The organism is Vibrio sp. VPAP30, from assembly GCF_001188205.1.
GTDB lineage: Bacteria > Pseudomonadota > Gammaproteobacteria > Enterobacterales > Vibrionaceae > Vibrio > Vibrio bivalvicida.
The window spans coordinates 14115-29881 of the sequence record NZ_LBLS01000017.1; the positions used below are offsets into that span (position 1 = coordinate 14115).

At 48.1% G+C, this 15767-nt stretch carries 16 protein-coding genes; 5 read left to right on the forward strand and 11 right to left on the reverse strand.

Annotated elements, in window-relative coordinates:
- The first annotated feature begins 38 nt into the window (after positions 1–38).
- Positions 39–614, forward strand: coding sequence for a YceI family protein (locus ZX61_RS06045; RefSeq protein ID WP_004747979.1), 576 nt, complete (start codon positions 39–41; stop codon positions 612–614).
- A gap of 263 nt (positions 615–877) precedes the next feature.
- Here the strand turns inward: ZX61_RS06045 and glyA are convergent, their stop codons facing one another.
- Genes glyA through ZX61_RS06080 form a run of 7 tightly spaced genes read right to left on the reverse strand, consistent with a single transcriptional unit; the run spans position 878 to position 8933 of the window.
- Positions 878–2164, reverse strand: a complete 1287-nt coding sequence (glyA, locus tag ZX61_RS06050) for a serine hydroxymethyltransferase (protein WP_049843814.1) — start codon at positions 2162–2164, stop codon at positions 878–880.
- 23 nt (positions 2165–2187) lie between these two features.
- The gene (locus ZX61_RS06055; RefSeq protein WP_049843815.1) at positions 2188–3447 is read right to left on the reverse strand and encodes a glutamate-cysteine ligase family protein; all 1260 of its coding nucleotides are present in this window, start codon (positions 3445–3447) and stop codon (positions 2188–2190) included.
- Entirely contained in the window at positions 3437–4462 is a 1026-nt protein-coding gene (locus ZX61_RS06060; RefSeq protein WP_049843816.1) for an aminotransferase class I/II-fold pyridoxal phosphate-dependent enzyme, read from the reverse strand. The genes ZX61_RS06055 and ZX61_RS06060 overlap by 11 nt, the downstream gene beginning before the upstream one ends.
- Before the next feature lie 6 nt (positions 4463–4468).
- The gene (locus tag ZX61_RS06065; protein ID WP_049843817.1) at positions 4469–5365 is read right to left on the reverse strand and encodes a GHMP family kinase ATP-binding protein; all 897 of its coding nucleotides are present in this window, start codon (positions 5363–5365) and stop codon (positions 4469–4471) included.
- A gap of 18 nt (positions 5366–5383) precedes the next feature.
- A complete protein-coding gene (locus tag ZX61_RS06070; RefSeq protein ID WP_049843818.1) occupies positions 5384–6574 on the reverse strand; it encodes an ATP-grasp domain-containing protein in 1191 nt (396 codons plus the stop codon).
- Positions 6574–7770, reverse strand: a complete 1197-nt coding sequence (locus ZX61_RS06075; protein ID WP_049843819.1) for an MFS transporter — start codon at positions 7768–7770, stop codon at positions 6574–6576. The genes ZX61_RS06070 and ZX61_RS06075 overlap by 1 nt, the downstream gene beginning before the upstream one ends.
- Positions 7764–8933: an ATP-grasp domain-containing protein gene (locus tag ZX61_RS06080; RefSeq protein WP_049843820.1), complete on the reverse strand. Its 1170-nt coding sequence runs from the start codon at positions 8931–8933 to the stop codon at positions 7764–7766. Before ZX61_RS06080 ends, ZX61_RS06075 begins: the two co-directional genes overlap by 7 nt.
- A gap of 305 nt (positions 8934–9238) precedes the next feature.
- Here ZX61_RS06080 and ZX61_RS24450 point away from each other — a divergent pair, with 305 nt between their 5' ends.
- Together ZX61_RS24450 and ZX61_RS24455 are read left to right on the forward strand one after the other, a co-directional pair.
- Positions 9239–9583, forward strand: coding sequence for a hypothetical protein (locus tag ZX61_RS24450; RefSeq protein ID WP_049843821.1), 345 nt, complete (start codon positions 9239–9241; stop codon positions 9581–9583).
- A gap of 174 nt (positions 9584–9757) precedes the next feature.
- Positions 9758–10066: a LysR substrate-binding domain-containing protein gene (locus ZX61_RS24455; protein WP_049843822.1), complete on the forward strand. Its 309-nt coding sequence runs from the start codon at positions 9758–9760 to the stop codon at positions 10064–10066.
- 46 nt (positions 10067–10112) lie between these two features.
- On the opposite strand, the gene ZX61_RS06095 is transcribed toward ZX61_RS24455, so the two are convergent.
- The 4 genes from ZX61_RS06095 to ZX61_RS06110 all read right to left on the reverse strand — a co-directional run bounded on the left by ZX61_RS06095 (position 10113) and on the right by ZX61_RS06110 (position 12998).
- The gene (locus ZX61_RS06095; RefSeq protein ID WP_004747991.1) at positions 10113–10727 is read right to left on the reverse strand and encodes a DUF2913 family protein; all 615 of its coding nucleotides are present in this window, start codon (positions 10725–10727) and stop codon (positions 10113–10115) included.
- Positions 10728–10924: 197 nt separating this feature from the next.
- Positions 10925–11947: a phytanoyl-CoA dioxygenase family protein gene (locus tag ZX61_RS06100; RefSeq protein WP_004747993.1), complete on the reverse strand. Its 1023-nt coding sequence runs from the start codon at positions 11945–11947 to the stop codon at positions 10925–10927.
- Positions 11944–12450 (reverse strand): DUF1353 domain-containing protein, encoded by a 507-nt coding sequence (locus tag ZX61_RS06105; protein WP_004747994.1) that lies wholly within the window; start codon positions 12448–12450, stop codon positions 11944–11946. The genes ZX61_RS06100 and ZX61_RS06105 overlap by 4 nt, the downstream gene beginning before the upstream one ends.
- Before the next feature lie 20 nt (positions 12451–12470).
- Positions 12471–12998: a hypothetical protein gene (locus tag ZX61_RS06110; protein ID WP_049843823.1), complete on the reverse strand. Its 528-nt coding sequence runs from the start codon at positions 12996–12998 to the stop codon at positions 12471–12473.
- Positions 12999–13272: 274 nt separating this feature from the next.
- Here ZX61_RS06110 and ZX61_RS06115 point away from each other — a divergent pair, with 274 nt between their 5' ends.
- Complete coding sequence (locus ZX61_RS06115; protein ID WP_049843824.1) at positions 13273–13845, forward strand: hypothetical protein; 573 nt, start codon at positions 13273–13275, stop codon at positions 13843–13845.
- Positions 13846–14678: 833 nt separating this feature from the next.
- Positions 14679–15746, forward strand: a complete 1068-nt coding sequence (locus ZX61_RS06120) for a replication initiation protein (RefSeq protein WP_004749117.1) — start codon at positions 14679–14681, stop codon at positions 15744–15746.
- Positions 15747–15767 lie beyond the last annotated feature (21 nt).

Below are 15767 nucleotides of genomic sequence, written 5' to 3' on the forward strand. Positions count from 1 at the left end.
CCTCGCCGCAAAAAAAAACAAACAAGGAGAAATTAAACATGAAAAAAATAATTATCGCATTCGGCATCCTGGTGACGGTTGCATGCTCACATGCCTTCGCTTCAGATGAATACCGTCTTGATAAAAAGCTGTCTAGTATCAGTTTTTCGACCATCAAGAATCAGTATGTGATCGAGCCCGCCTCCATTCAACCGGCAGCTGGAGTATTATCAGACGATGGCCGCTTGTCGTTGTCTCTCGACATCACAACGATTAAGACTGGGGTTTCAATCCGAGATACTCGCCTATCAGAGCTGTATTTTGAATCGGCCCTTTTTCCTAAAGTGAATATCGTGGCTAACCTTGATCGCGCATTATTCACCACAGGCGCGCAGCACGCGATTATTCCCGTCGACGTAGAATTGTATGGGGTGAAAAAAACGCTCCGTTTCCCTGTCACGATCATCCCAACGGAACATTATCTGATCGCAAGTACATCTTCCCCGGTCATGATCAGTGCAAAAGACTTTGGGATCCCAAGTGAAAATTTAGCCACCTTAGCTAAATTGGCAGGTGGCATTACGATTTCAGATAAGACACCATTAAATTTTAATTTGGTGTTTATCAAAAAATAACATGGATAACCAATATCGAGATAAACGCCATTAATCACTCTGGATAAGCCAACATAAAATATAGAAAGGCCGTCTTTTACGATCGGCCTTTCTATTTTTACCGCGGATATCAGATTTCGCTCTACGGAATGTCTCAATCGTTCAACGCTTAAATAAGCCGCTCTCAGCCCGCGTGTCGCCGCTTGGGGCACGAGAAATTCGGAGCCACTGAATGCGCCCATCCACAAGGGCATGCCCCTATCCTGACCGAGTAGGTTTGTCGGTTAAGCCACAACCGAGAGTTCTGGCTCCATGTGCTCAATACTCAATACTGAGGCCACAGGGTGACGCTGACAGATATGGGCCACGGTCTCACTCGCTGCCTTAAAATCAAAGGGTTTTTCTTGAATCAAGCTGATAAACACGTCGGCAATGATGTCAAAAATAATCTGGGCGTTGTCATCTTTTATCCGCCTTCTTGCCATCACGTTGGTCGATAGGCGAACAGCGCTCCCTTCCATAACAGAGCGCGTATCGTTAGGCGCGACGTTATGGTTCACAATGATGCCACATCGCTCCAGTAAGTCAGAGGCTTGCTTACCGCTAATCATTTGCTGCCTCAAATCCACTAGCACCATGCTGGTGTCCGTGCCATCGGTCACTAACTCGAGCCCTCTGTTCTTGAGCGTGAAGCACAATTGCTTCGCTAACGAGATGGACAGATCAATGTAAGATTTGAACTCTTGGGTTGACGCTTCATGCAAACAGATCGCTTTGGCAGCAATGTTGTTGATTGAAGGCGTACCTTGGTACCCAGGAAACAGACTGCGATCGATTCGAGCCCCAATGTCTGAAGACTGAGCCAAGATAATCGCGCCTCTTGGCCCAGCTAAACTTTTATACAATGTCGTCGTCGCGATATCCGCATACTCCAGCGGATTACTGTAACGACCTGCCGCAACTTGCCCAGCAAAATGCGCCATATCGACAAACAAGTACGCGCCAACGGAGTTGGCAATGTCGGCTATCGCGCTAAAGTCGATTTCTCGTGTATAGGATGAACCGCCGCAGAGGATAATCTTGGGTTGATGCCGATCGGCAAGCTCCTGGATCTGAGCGTAATCAATCAAGTCTCCGTCATCGACGCCATAATGCTGAAATCGATACAGCGCACTCGTTTGATTCACTTTGGCGCCGTGGCTTAAATGTCCACCAGCGTCTAAGGATAACGCGAGCACGGCATCGCCTGGCGCTAGCAGCGCATTGTAAACAATATGATTTGCCTGGCTTCCGGAGTGCGCCTGAACGTTCGCGTACTGGCAACCAAACAGCGCTTTTGCTCTGTCGATGCACAAAAGCTCAAGCTGATCGGCTAGCTGCCCTCCAGCATGAAAACGCTTACCGGGATAGCCTTCCAAGGTTTTGTTGGCGAACAAGGAACTTTGTGCCAATAAGCTGTTTTTGGTTTGTATGTTCTCTGAAGCCAACATGCTGAGTGTACTCTGTTGGCGCGCTTCTTCTCGAGACACCAATTCTTGCACTTCAAGATCCGAAATTTCCAAAATTTTCATCGTAGTGAATCCATTCTGTTGTGTTAATTAACGTTATTTAAGTCGTAGATTCTTTCCAAAATAGCCGAGTCAAATGAGCTCTTATGCACGGCATTTCGAAACTGCTGGGCGGGGTTGAGTTCAGGGTGCACCAACATGGTTTCCTCCCCTAACCCGCGCCGTTCAAGCCCCTGATGAGCCAGCGCTTCCAATTGACGGTGCAGTTCGTGGTATTTCACTCTCGCGCCCCCTTTCAAGCAGTCTTGATACCATTGCAAACGCTCGGACTTGTCAGGAAGAAACGACACAATCAAATCGGTGACCTCTTTATGACACGTTGACAGCCCTGTAATGATCGCGGGATAAAGCCAGAGGTATTGCTCGGGAGGCAGACACCCTGCCCGCACTTCGATGGTGCCGTATTCTTGCCGCGCTCTCACCGAGTTCCACGTGTAATGTTGATGAAACTGAAAGGCTTCCCAAACCTCTTGGGAACTTGCCACGTGATGTCGAACCCAATCAGAAAATGGCACCCCTACCGCTGAGTAGGTCCCGCTGCATTTAGAATGATGAAGCAGAAATTGCTCTTCAAACCTAGGCTCAATCAGTTGCTCCATTGAGGTGATGGGTTCGCCGACAATGCCATGTCTAGAGGGCTCTAGCCGATGCTGAAATTGATAGTATTCTCGGTAGCTATCGATGTCACAAAGCGCCTGATCTTTCAGCGGCGAATTGGCGCATTGGGCCACAACAAACGGGATGGCCATATCAAGCGCCGACGTCATCGATAACAACTCCCTCTGACACGTATCAATATGGACATGGTCTCCGCAAATCACCGTGAACCAATCCCAGCGATGGCCGAGCACTTTCGCGAGGCTCTGATAATGCACTTTCGGTGTCCGCGCTTTGGCTCCGGGCGTTTCATAGGGGTGGATCCCCAGCCCAAGCAACTGATAGTCATGCACAACCAACGCTTGGTTGAGCGTCGACAGAGCCTGCAAAGTCTGCGATTTCAACGCATGAAGGTCAGCGCACGGCGTAGACACCCATTCAATTGTCGAGCGGCCCGCTTCAGAACAAAAGCTGAACAACTCAAACTGCGCCCCGACTAATCGCTCATCTTTGTAGAGCGGACGCGCGCCCTGAGTGAGTAAGGTCTCAATGACGCGTTGTGATTCACCGGGTTGCTTGCTCTTTGTAATCAGTGGAAATTCCAACTCACGGCCGATTTGCCCCCGATTCGATTGAGGAAACGAACGCAGCATATTGGCCGCAATGGTTTTTTTAACCTCAGCCAGCACAGAACACCTCTTGCAATGCACGCTCGAGCGTTGGTAAATGATCTAAACAGGTTGGCGCAGTCACGCGGAATCCTTGCACCCCTTCTTCAGCCGTCTTAGTTCGGACAAAAATCCCATGTTGGCGTAATTGGTCAAAAATGGCGGCGGGATGAGGGTGCAACACAAAGCGAAAATGGGTGGGAGAGTTTGAAATCACGTCGAACCCTAATTGGCACAACACCTCTTCCATGGCCGCCGCGTGAACCAGTAACTTTTGCGTGGTTTCCGACTTCCATTGCTGGCGCTCCAGTGCGGCGCACGCATAATGAGAATCGAAGGTCGACAGTGGCCATTTGGTGATGTGGCTTGCCAACGTCTTTCGAGTCGCAGGCTCCCGCGTCCAAGCGGCGCCGACTCGAATCCCCCCCATCCCAAAACACTTGGTCGGCGAGCGCAGCACGATCACATTATGCAGCTCACTGCCTAGCATGCTCCATTTAGCGGGCTCAGCGGTAAACTCTACATACGATTCATCGACTACAAACATCGTACTGGGATTGTTTAAGCAGAGGGCTCTCAGTCGTGACGCTTCGATCGCGACGCCCGTTGGGTTGCATGGATTGCTGAGGATCACCGCCTGCTTGACCTTCGCCAGAGCGTTCAGGGCTCGCTCTCGCTCTGGGGCACAGATCGCAGCGATATTTTGCTTATCAAGCAGCAAGTTAAAGTCGGTGTAGTCGGGGGTCACGAAGCCGGTGTTCTCACGACCGTACACTTGGATCACGCTATGAATGAGCTCAGTGATGCCTCGCCCCGCCACCAAAGACTGCGCCTCCACGCCGAGAAAGCGCGCGTAGCTTTCTAGAAACGCGTCAGTGGCATGAAAGGGATGCACCAACAACTGCCGATGGTGTTCGAGGCTTTGCGCCACGTCAATGCTTGAAATGGGCGGCCCCATCGCATTGACGCACGTTGCTAAGTCGATTTGATGCTGGTGACCGTTAAAATCCGCCCCACCTTGTACAATTTTCAACACTATCCCCTACCCCTGTAACCTTGGTGTTTGAAGCCATTCCCATTGTCGTTCGTATTCGGTTTGGCAAACGTGCAATGTTATCTCGTTGTCATTAATGAACCGGCTCTCCTTCATCAATTGCATCGATTGAAAAGCCTTGTGCTCAGAGTCGTAAATCAGTCCCAATACACTGCCCGTGTGTCCCACGGCGAGGCCGAGCGCGCCAAACGTGCGATAGACGGGCGAAAACTTGTCGTACAATGGGTTGGGATTATCACACTGGTTCAACGCCGCCGATTTGGTGGCCACGTCCGAAATGGTCCTGAGATCCAACGAAGCATTGCGCATGGTTTCCAACAACGCATGTTGACGCTGATTATGGCGTGAGCTTAACGTAACCTGGTTGGTGATCACCGTACTGTGAGGCTCAATGACTAAAACGCTAAACGGCGGAAGTTGAGTCATTTGGGCCAGCAACTGACCCGACTGTTGATTCACGGCACTCATCCCGGCATAGGCAATCCCATCACTCGATTCGATACCAATGCAAATCTGGTTAAGCTGAGCCGAGCTGACCGGAACGCCCATTGCTTCAAATACCGCGGACGCCGCCGCCAAAATGTTGGAGGTACTGGATGCCATCCCTTTACCCACCGGAATATCGGAACGTTGATGGACATAAATGAAGGCACCTGCCAGACCACAATACTCACACGCACGTCTTATGGCGCGTTTTGTTTTCTCGCCCAAATTACCAATAATAATAATTTCATCATTATCGCAAGTATGGATCAGCACTTCCGTTTCCGTATAACGATTAATCGGTAATGTAATATGAAATGGATTATTATCCCTATCGAACCCCTGCAAGAGTTCCCCACACGTACCAGGCGCGCGGCTCATTCCTTTATATATTTTGCTCATGAGAGTGGTCGTGAATCTCTAGTGATTAATATTAACTTCTGCGTTGTCTATAATTTCATCAACGGTTTGAAGTAATTGATGATAAGAGGGTTGGTTATTTAGCAATAAATAAAACAGCTCATCCGAACCATTTCTCGCCGTTTGAACGGATTGCCCGATCTTAGACATGTATTTAATACTATTTACCTGTTCAGAAAGGCTGGCTAAATCTAATTTCGTAAAGCGCCCACTCTCTTTATTAAAGTAGCTCATCGTTGCCGTATAGTACGTCTGATTGGTTTTATTTTTGCAGGCCGCCGGGAGCCCTAATTGCCAACGAATGTGCTCGTCAAATAAGTTGATGCCATGGACATTGTCGATCGCCTGCGCGATACCGCCCCCGCCAGGACGGATCGCAATTTCGCACAAAGTCAGGTTGTCACCATCTGAGAAAAACTCAAAGTGAAACACCCCATTCTGCACGTCTGCCGCGGATAAATAGCGCATCAATGCCGCTGTCGCAGTCGCATGCAGTGCCGTCGCCTGGTTCGAAATCAACGACGCTTTCCACTTTTCGGTCGCGTAGTCGGCGCAAGGAACGCTGTATTGACCTAACGATGAAAAGACCAATTGATTGTCTCTCACTAACGCGTCTAGATGGTACAAATCATTAGGGTTGTAGGCTTGAATCAGCATGGTCTCAGGATCGTACATCTCAAAGGCGAGCGCCGCCTCGGTCAACATGTGCACGCCGACCGACCCCGCCTCCGCCGTGGGTTTCAACACCACTTTGCCATATCGCTCGATAAATGTGCTCAGCTCTTCAAGCGAACTCCCTTGATAAATGGGGTTCACCTCGATACCCGCCAGCTCTGCAAGCCCATTCATTCGGGGCTTATCTCGAAAGTTTTGCGCTTTTTTGACGGTTAGGTTCGACAGCCCTAAGGCTTGCTGCGCGTACGCGACAGGGATCACCTCTTGTTCTGAGACATACACCACCTGCTCGATGTCATAACGGCACTGGATACTCTTCAGCAGTTGCGTTAATTGCTCTTCTGCATCTCGAAGCTCAATTAGATGCAGTTCTTTGTAACTGCCTTTTGGAGGCAGGTTCGAGGCTCTAACAGAAAAAACATAGACGAGCTCCCTGTCCGCTAAACACTCAAATAGCTGGCCGTTAGATTCTAGGCAATCGTAGGCCGACCGTGACACAATCACAGTGACTGACATCAGAACTTCTCCTTGTTGCTGATATAAGAAAATAAAAACGCCAAACTGCACACACCCAGATACGACGCCCATAAGTTTGCGAAACCAAGCCATTCATACAGCCAATAGTTCACGGCATTGGCCAGCAAAAACGCTAGGGCGGCAATGGCACTTGCACACCCGAAGACCGTACCGGACAAACTGTCATCCGATACCTTGGTGAGTTGATAATCGACTCGAAAGGAACAGGCGATTTCAAATACTGAAAACACCACCACACCGAGCAATAACGCGGCCGGAGCCCAGTAAAGGCGGTCGTCACTGATCTCACTCGCCAAATACAATAAGCCAAACACCACAACCAGCGACAATTGGATCGCATTGGCCCCCAGTGCCAACTTGGCAATTTTGCTCTGCAGTAGGATCACGACGAACGAATTGACCATGAACATTGCGGCAACCATTTTCGTACTGAAGGTTTGCTCAACAAAAACGGGCAGCAGGTACTCTAAATGGCTGTACAAAAAGATGAACGCAAACTGCAGTTTGAGCACACTCAATACTTGGAGCGATATCGCTTGGCGAACCGTGTTGACGGATAACGGCATCGGTGTCGGTCGGGCCTGATCGTCAGTTTCAGCGCGCGCACCGATGAATACCACGACAGAGCAGGCGTAAATTGCCGCGATCGCAATACAAGCGGCGGAGAAATGCTCAGAGATCAGCAACGACCCAATCACGGGACCAATGGCCGTGCCAGTGTTCAGGCTCATGCTGCGCCACACAATGACTTTCTGCAGCAACGCATCGTTATCTTTGTAAGGCAGGAACAGCAGCTTTCTGACCGAAGGGTGAAACAGAGCGCTGCCGACCCCATTGAGCACGGCAGAGAGCACTAACGTCACTTCCGTGGGGTTGATCGCCAATAACAAGTATGAGAAGCACCGTGCGGCAACGCCTAACATTGCCACTTGATGGCTCGGATACTGATCAGATAACGCCCCACCCACAATGGATAAGCCACGTTGCACAACGATTTTTATCGTAATGAGTGAGCCCGCAAACGCCAGGCCAAAGCCTAAGGAATCCGAAACATAAATGGCAAAAAACGGGGTCAAGATATAGCTGCCCACCGCAAACAGAAACGTGCAGAGTACGTACATAAGTGAGCGAGTAGACACACGTGATGAGGGTGATACGCCGCCTTCAACTAACACAGGAACTCCTCAATCGCCGACTGTAAGGTTTGCGTGCGCTCATACGAGAAAAGCAGTTTCTGTTCGCAGGTCACCGAGCTGGCCGAGGGTTGCGCGTCAAAACGGTGCGTTTTGAGCGAGGTGACGTTCAATGCAGCCGTGTCATACTTAACGTCCTGCCAATCTTTGGTCATTGCCGTATTCAGCAACCATCCGGACAATGACGTTCTTTGAACCCACTCCACAGGTTGCCCCGTCAACACATCGATGAGCATTTTCAAGGGGTTCACACCAAACGAAGCGCTGATTGAATCTTTGATCAACCCCCCTCCAATTCTGCTCCCCACTTCACCCGCAATGAAGCGTGTCGAGGACGGTGATTTAAAGAACTCAAAATGATAGATACCATCGCAAAGCTGTGCTTTAGGCAAACTTGCGGTCAATAGTGCCTGCAACGCGAGGTAATCAGGACAAGTCTCATCAAGCATATAGGACCCCACATTAAACTCATTGAAGGTGTGGGGAGGGTGAAAATACTTGGACGGAGAGAAGAGCACCATCTGGTTCTGGCTCACAATGACATCAACGTGGTAGACGTCACCGACGACAAACTCCTCAACCATGTATTGGCCATGTGACACCTCACTGAGAAGCTCGCTATTCCCTCGCAATAAACTTACCGCTTTCTGGATATCGTCCAAGACGAAGACCCCTTGAGAGCCTGATCCCATCCTGGGTTTTAAAACGATTTTTCGGTTCTGGTTCAAAAAAGAAATAATATCGGACAGACAACTGACTTCTGAAAAACGTGGCGCGGCCAATGACATGCGCGAAAATAATTTTTTCATTGCCACTTTGTCGCGAAATGCGGTCGCTTCCTTTACGGTCTGACCTTTAATTCCTATTAAATCTCGCGCAACAGAAGCACGCAAAACATCAACTTCGGAGTTGGAAAAAATAATATCAGGTCTAAACAAAGTGGTTTGATTAAATAAGAATTCATCGAACTTTGTTGACTCATATTCTGGGCCATAACACACAGAACAATTATCACTCATATTATTAAAACATCGAATCGTGTTTTTACTGGTTAAAATACGAACTTCAGCAATAGGAAATACGTTAAAGAAATAGTTTTCAAACTCAGTAGCAGATTTGGGGTTTTGTACAACTAATATTTTCAAGATGGAACATCCGTTTCACTGTAATAAATCCTTCACAATAGGCCATCGATAGTTATACATGCATATGCAGTGTGTCAATATGCGTTATTTTAAAAATCATTAATATGAAATTTTTTGTTGGGCTGTCATCAATTTCCAGCAGTTTGTAACAAAATGTAAATATTAAACAATATAAAATTTGTGGTTAAAAACCATAAAAAACAACGTGCTAGAAGCCCCTCAGCCCATTTCGCTAGCTGAGAAACCACGCATTTCCTCCTCACGCATAGCAGGCTTTTCTCCTGTGATCACGTGCCCCGCCCTCAGTGACACCTGGGCTGCAGCACATCGAAAAAACGCTCAGTCCCGATACTTCAGCGCCCATCGCGAGTGGTCAGCTTAATGAAAGAGGGGCAACTGCTATTAAAAAAGGTCTAACGATTTTGCCTGCACTGGATGAACGGCAGGAACAAGTGGATGAGCGAAAAGGACAGATTTGCGGTAAACTTAGTGTCTTAGCGCCCCTTGGGTTCGGCAACGATGACGTCGCTCCCCTTTTAGGTCGATATCAACACATGCACCCAACGCTCGATATCGAACTCGAGCTTTCTGATCACCCAGAGTGGTCATCCCATCACCAATGGGACGTCATTATATCTATTGGAACGTGAAACAACTCATCATTGAGAATGGTCACTTTAGCGGCCAGCCAACGTTTTATCTGCGCCTCACCACAATACATTCAAGAAATTGGTCGACCAGAGACCCCATTCGATCTCTTACAACACCGTTGTATCGCATTAAGAGAAAACAACGAAGATGTGGCACTGTAGCCCTTTACCGATATGGCAAACGACCGTGAGCAGGTGATTCGAATCAATCCCAGTCTTGCGAGTAATGAAGGACGAGTGATCAAAGAGTGGGCGTTAGCAGGACTAGGTATCATCATGCGCTCTGAGTGGGACGTTCAACCACAAATTGACAGTGGTCAGCTCGTGCGGCTTTTGCCTGACGACGCGTTACCCGATGCAAACATTGTTGCACTGGTGGGCAGCGCGAAACAAGAACGCTCAGCTCGAATCGCGGGGTTTCTATCACTGTTAAAGACACCGTTATCAAGCGTTCCTTGGCAACCACTCAATAAGGATACTTAGCCGTTTTTTTGCATGGCTTCTCCATCGGTTTGGCTAACTACACAGCTCAATGAGCAGAAGTCACCGCACTCGAAGCCTCCAATACTGGATGCAACAGAATATGGGCTTGGTGCTGTTCAGCCTGCCACTCTTTCATCTCGGCACGAAACTGGCCGTGCTGCTCGATATGCGGCAATAACTCTGACGCTTGCTCTGACTGGATCAACACGGAAAGCGGTGCGACTTGTTGGTCGGTGTTATCGAAACAGTGCTCGAGATGTTCTTCTAACATGTAGAGTACCCCAGGTTCAATGGGCGCCTCTTTATCGAACAAGCGCGATTCGACATTCAACTCGTCATAAAGATAAACCAACAACGAATAGAGGCTTTCTGCCCCAGCCAGTTTGGTTTGATTGGATTTGGTGTTCAGCAGATAAAGCTTTTGTTCCAAATTGCCACTTTTGGATCGCGCCACCTGGATCATCATACGAATGTCTTTTTTCACATTGGCCAGCGTTCGCTGTTTGAGCTTAGGCTTGAGAAATCGCACTAAAATTTCGTTGCGGGTACTCACTGGCACATGGCGATCGGATTGAGCCACCTGACCCAGCAGGTGAAGCAACGCATGGCAGATCAAAGTGTGCAGGTTTTCGTAGTATTCAAAATCTTTTTTAATTTGCATGTCTGTACTGGCAAATAAACGACAATGGGATTCGATCCGCCTAGGATACGACTTACCTACCCAGAACGCGAGTGACGAGGTGGCATTTGTGCTGGAATTCTCGTTCCTTATGCATGCCGTGCAACGTGTCATGCGCTTTTCAGTCCCTCGTAACTGTAAGTAAGTGCTCACAAAAAGGAATAGTGCGCCTTAACGAATTAAGTCGGCGGCGCTGCACTGACGCTTCGATACCGGTTGGCCCCCCGAGAACGATCCTCACCGCACAACAACAAGTTTTCGTGATGAGTGATGTAATGCAGCTCCTCGTCCACCAAATCGCCACAAAACCGTTCGGGATAAATGAGGGTATCACTGCGGGTGACTCGCCAGTGCAATGCGTAGCGACTGGACCAGTTGCGGTTGGGTAAGAACCCATGCAAGAGCCGCTCATTAAAAAGCACGAACTCCCCCTTTTTCATCGGCAAGACGACCGTTTCGGTGGTCGTCTCCGGCACCCCCCAGACGGTTTTGGCTTGGTACTTCGCCATTTCAGCTTCCACATAATGCATGACCGTCCGATATGTATCGATCCCGACATCGTAGCTTTCAAACAACCGAGAGGTATCCACGTTTGGCACGAGGTTACCGAGTTGTGCTCGCCTTAAAATCGCATCGACGCTTCTGCATCCCGCAAACGGATTTTGCCATTGTGCGGCGCTCGGTAACGGTACCCAGACTTGTCGATAACGGCAAAACAGTGATCGACACATAAGCTTGAGGGGCGCGTCATCCACGGTGACATCATCCAACGCCAGCCAGACCGAGACATTCTTGTCCCGGCGAGCTGGCACTCCCATGGGCTTCAAGCAAGGTTTCGGTTCACCAATCGCTTTCCAATCTCCGCCTCCCCAATCTTGAAACCACCCTGTACTGCTGCCCCCACCGGAAACATGATCAAGGTAAGATCGCCACAACAACAAGTCTTCCCCAAGCAATTGGCGAAGCGTCTGTACCACCACGGGATGCGTCATTAATGCCGCCAGTTGAGGCAACACCAAGTGCCAATCGCGCACACTGTATCGCCCATAAATGGGATGCTCCGGTGCTTGGGTGACAATGTCACTCAGCGACGCTCGAATTTGGTCAAGGCCATGTTCATCGACGTAACATGGCAAAGGTCCCAAGTAGCCATCCCGTTGAAACGCGATACGTTGTTCGGGTGTAAGGCCATTCACGCTCATCGGGACTCCCGATCAATCACGACCAAGGCTTTAGGCAATAAGGGTTCCGCGACAGTTCGGCGACAGCGGCGCCAAACAACCCCGCCAAAGAGTGCAAGTCCCCCCCAAACCAATCCGTGGATCAGCGCCATCCCATTAGCTTCTCGCCCAACTTGATAAAAAAGCCGATCCCAATGTTTTTTTCCCGCGCCTTCGTCGGCTTTCACAATGTGGTGAGCGTCATCGAGTGCCCAAATATAGTCGTAGCGGTAAGCAAAATCATGAACAATCCCCGGAACCAACAGCAGTCCGGTCGGCGATAGTCCCCCCCACAGGCCCCGCGGAAAGGAGGCCCCATCAAACACAAAACCGCTCGGGATAACGAATACACGTCCTTGATGACAATAGCGCCAATCTTCCGCCAACTGCCACGAACGTACGGCCGTGCACCAACGGAGCCACTGACGCCAGAAAGGCAACCCTTGAGTGGGGAGACGGATGGGAATCAGAACAGGCATGATCATGATCTTTCCTTATGACTGCGCTACGGAAGAACCAGCCAAGCGCGTTGATGGGATTGATGGCGTTTAACCGCATCGAAAAAGGCCTCCTCGATAAACGACAAAAACACCTGATGTCGTTTTGGTGCAGTGAGCAGCAAGATGCGCGTTTCACCTGAGCGAAATACTTTCGCTGGTGGGGTAACGTGTGAAGGTAAATGGGGTTCTGCTGAGTAGTGTCGGCCCAGTTGCTCGGCTAAACGCTCGAATTGCCCTTGATCGGTCATGACACATAACAGTGCCACCAAACGATCTGCTCGATCAAACACAAGACTGATTTCCGCCAACCCATCATTGACCAAAATGGTGGGTGGGTGAAGGGTGTCAATTGGCAGGCGATAGATTGGGCCATGTGTATAGCGATCCACATTCGCAAACGTAGCGGTTGGGTAAAGTTTGAGCATGGTTTGCACCGTTGAAGTACCGAGGGTCAGCCTAAACACCGTCACCGAGGCCAGCGCGGAGTGATGAATCAGCGTAGCCATGATCCCGACTATCAACGCGTATTTCATGCTCCCTCCGAACTAACATCATCTGATAACCTGACTATATGGCTTCTTTTTCAGTGACAGAAGGTTAATAAATTTAAATAAAGCTTTTGGAGAGAGTGAATCGAGTGGCATTCGAAGAGTCGACAACTCAAAGTTACATTTAACGTTTATTAATCATTAACAGCGCTTTCACCAATACCAATCATATATACAATCGAGAGCATATACATGCCGACTACTGATCCCGAGCGAATCATAGGGTGGCCGTTTCATCAACTCAAGCCAGAGAAAGATCATGGACACTAATGCGATATTCGATTGTTTAGCACTGACCTTTGAACGAGATTTTGAGCGCATCTTTGTTCGTCCCAATTGTCATTTTGAACGCTGGCATCAACGGATCCACTTTTCCACCCCGTTGGATCTGCGTTATTTGGTTTCACCAGCACCACTGCGACGAGAAAGTTTAACCGATTACGAATGTACTCGGTTGCAAATGGCTGCGGTCCGATTTGTGTGTGGCTATTTTGATCAATTGATTTACCAGCGCCCCTACTGCCCTGCAATTGATAGCCAATACCAGTTGAAAGAAAGTCACTATGTAAAACGTTCTTCTTTGCTTGTACGTGACGTGAATGCGATGACTGTGGATTTGTCTGTCAGCAATAGAGCTTGTGGTCAGGAGAAACAGCAAGTCACATTGGACTGTTATGGAGACATTAACGGCCAACATTGGTTTTTCTCACGTTTGGTGTTCTTTGGTCACGCTGAGCCGCGATTGGGGATCTACCCATTATCGCTTCTCAAGGCCGAAACACAGCGTCACTTCTTCAGTCATGACGGTATCCCTGAAATCAAAATGTTCTAGTGAAGTGAGGCGCTTGCTTTTGTGACATGGTCACTTAAGACAGGTGTGGTGTTTAATAGACTCGATGGTGGGGTAAAAGCCGTAACAACACGCTATGTAAGTGTGTACTTACATTCATTATGATAATTAATAACTAAGACTTGTCTAAAAAACAATCGGATCTTCCTACATGATAGAGTGATCAGTACAAAAAAATGTGTGATATTGCTATATCGCACAAAAAAGTTTGCTTAAAACGCCCATTCCGATGTGTATTTTTGTCGAATAACCACCTAAGTGTTTGAAATTATTAATGTTAGTTAAGACGACATAAAAATGATCATAGACCCTTCTATTATGATGTGGGTCAAGTCGATGTCTCAAATCAACCGGTTAGCCCGTTATTCACTTATCCACAATCACTATAAGATCTATTGTTTCTATTAAGTACTATCTAAACTATTAGACTATTGATCTATATAACTATAGAGACTTTAAGTGATTGAAATTAAATGGTTTTTAGAGAAATATAGATCAGAAAAGTTTGCACCTTGATCAAATAAGTTTGCTTTAGGATCATATAAGTTTGCTTTGTGATCATTTTTGTTTGCTTACCTGACAAATAAGTTTGCTTATGACGACAGAAAAGTTTGCTTAATGATCATTTACTTGTCAAAAACAGAACAAAAAAGTTTGCTTATTTGAACGGCGCACAAAAAATTGTGACACAAGCAAACAAAATTGTCGTTAATACTGCCTAATCACACATATTTGTTTGCTAACTGGTTAAAATGTGTCATCCTACACTGCATGTAAAACAAAAAAGTTTGCCTGAGCAAACAAAACTGTCCGGTATGAGTACGAACCCTAAGAACTTACCGAAGCACATCAAGAAAGGCCATGAATTGGTTTTCTCTCAGCAGGATCTGACTGCTCGTGAGGCAAACTTGTTTGGTCTGATGGTGGCGAACATGAAACCTGAAGATTGGGACAATCAAGGCAAGACACCTGAATACCGATTTACGGCGTCTCAATTGTCCGAGTGGTTGGGATTAAACAATCGTGCGATTGGCTCTCAGTTAAAGCAGGTCGTCAGCCGTTTGGCATCACGAAAGATTGGGATCATTATTGAGAAGCAAGGCGACACGGAATTTGAGTTCACGCCTTTATTCAAAAAGGCGACGTACAAAGATCGTGTCCTGACTTTGATCCCCAATGATGCGCTATCAAAAGAGTACATCGAGTACAATCAAGGTTTCTCTTTGATCAACACCAAAAGTTTTTTGGGACTCAAGCGTGAGTACACCAAGCGTCTGTATGAGATCTTGTCACGCTTTAAAACGGATGGAACCAACTTAAAGCCGATCGAGATCGATGATTTGAGGGCCTTCATGGGTTTGCTCAATGAAGACGGCTCTCTCAAGGCCAATAAAAGCTCCTTTAAGAACACCAGCGTATTTTTGTCGCGGTGCATCAAGGAGAGTATTGAAGAGTTAAGTGAAGATCCCAAGACCAGTAAAGAGATTTTGTTCTTGGAATCAGAAGACGGTTTGGGGATCCGTCTGCACAAGCATGGCCGTAACATTCACGCGGTCGAGTTCTTGTATCGTTGGATAAACAACGCTAACCCCGCGCAAAAGCTGCATTTTGAGGACGCCAAACGCAATATTACCCGGTTGGAGACCAAGCGTTTAACCACGGATGAGCCGTTGACAACAGAAGAACTGGAGCTGCTGTCTTACTCGTATCGTTCAATCGATGAAGACGATAAAGCGGCATTTGTTGACCAAGCGCTAATGAGTCGTCAAAGCAGCGGCAATGGCGACGTAACGCCTGAACTGGTCGACGGTGACGACGACGACAAGTCTTTCCTCGATAAATTGGCGGAGCTGGAGCGTATTAACGGCGCTAAAGGTTATTGATCCAATATCACACAAGAAAGT

Excerpts from the sequence above, each read along its gene's own strand:
- ZX61_RS06070 (WP_049843818.1), bottom strand. The coding sequence starts at position 6,574 with ATGTCAGTCACTGTGATTGTGTCACGGTCGGCCTACGATTGCCTAGAA.
- ZX61_RS06110 (WP_049843823.1), bottom strand. The coding sequence starts at position 12,998 with ATGAAATACGCGTTGATAGTCGGGATCATGGCTACGCTGATTCATCAC.
- ZX61_RS06100 (WP_004747993.1), bottom strand. The coding sequence starts at position 11,947 with ATGAGCGTGAATGGCCTTACACCCGAACAACGTATCGCGTTTCAACGG.
- ZX61_RS06065 (WP_049843817.1), bottom strand. The coding sequence starts at position 5,365 with ATGAGCAAAATATATAAAGGAATGAGCCGCGCGCCTGGTACGTGTGGG.
- ZX61_RS06105 (WP_004747994.1), bottom strand. The coding sequence starts at position 12,450 with ATGATCATGCCTGTTCTGATTCCCATCCGTCTCCCCACTCAAGGGTTG.
- ZX61_RS06045 (WP_004747979.1), top strand. The coding sequence starts at position 39 with ATGAAAAAAATAATTATCGCATTCGGCATCCTGGTGACGGTTGCATGC.
- ZX61_RS06120 (WP_004749117.1), top strand. The coding sequence starts at position 14,679 with ATGAGTACGAACCCTAAGAACTTACCGAAGCACATCAAGAAAGGCCAT.
- ZX61_RS24455 (WP_049843822.1), top strand. The coding sequence starts at position 9,758 with ATGGCAAACGACCGTGAGCAGGTGATTCGAATCAATCCCAGTCTTGCG.
- glyA (WP_049843814.1), bottom strand. The coding sequence starts at position 2,164 with ATGAAAATTTTGGAAATTTCGGATCTTGAAGTGCAAGAATTGGTGTCT.
- ZX61_RS06095 (WP_004747991.1), bottom strand. The coding sequence starts at position 10,727 with ATGCAAATTAAAAAAGATTTTGAATACTACGAAAACCTGCACACTTTG.
- ZX61_RS06115 (WP_049843824.1), top strand. The coding sequence starts at position 13,273 with ATGGACACTAATGCGATATTCGATTGTTTAGCACTGACCTTTGAACGA.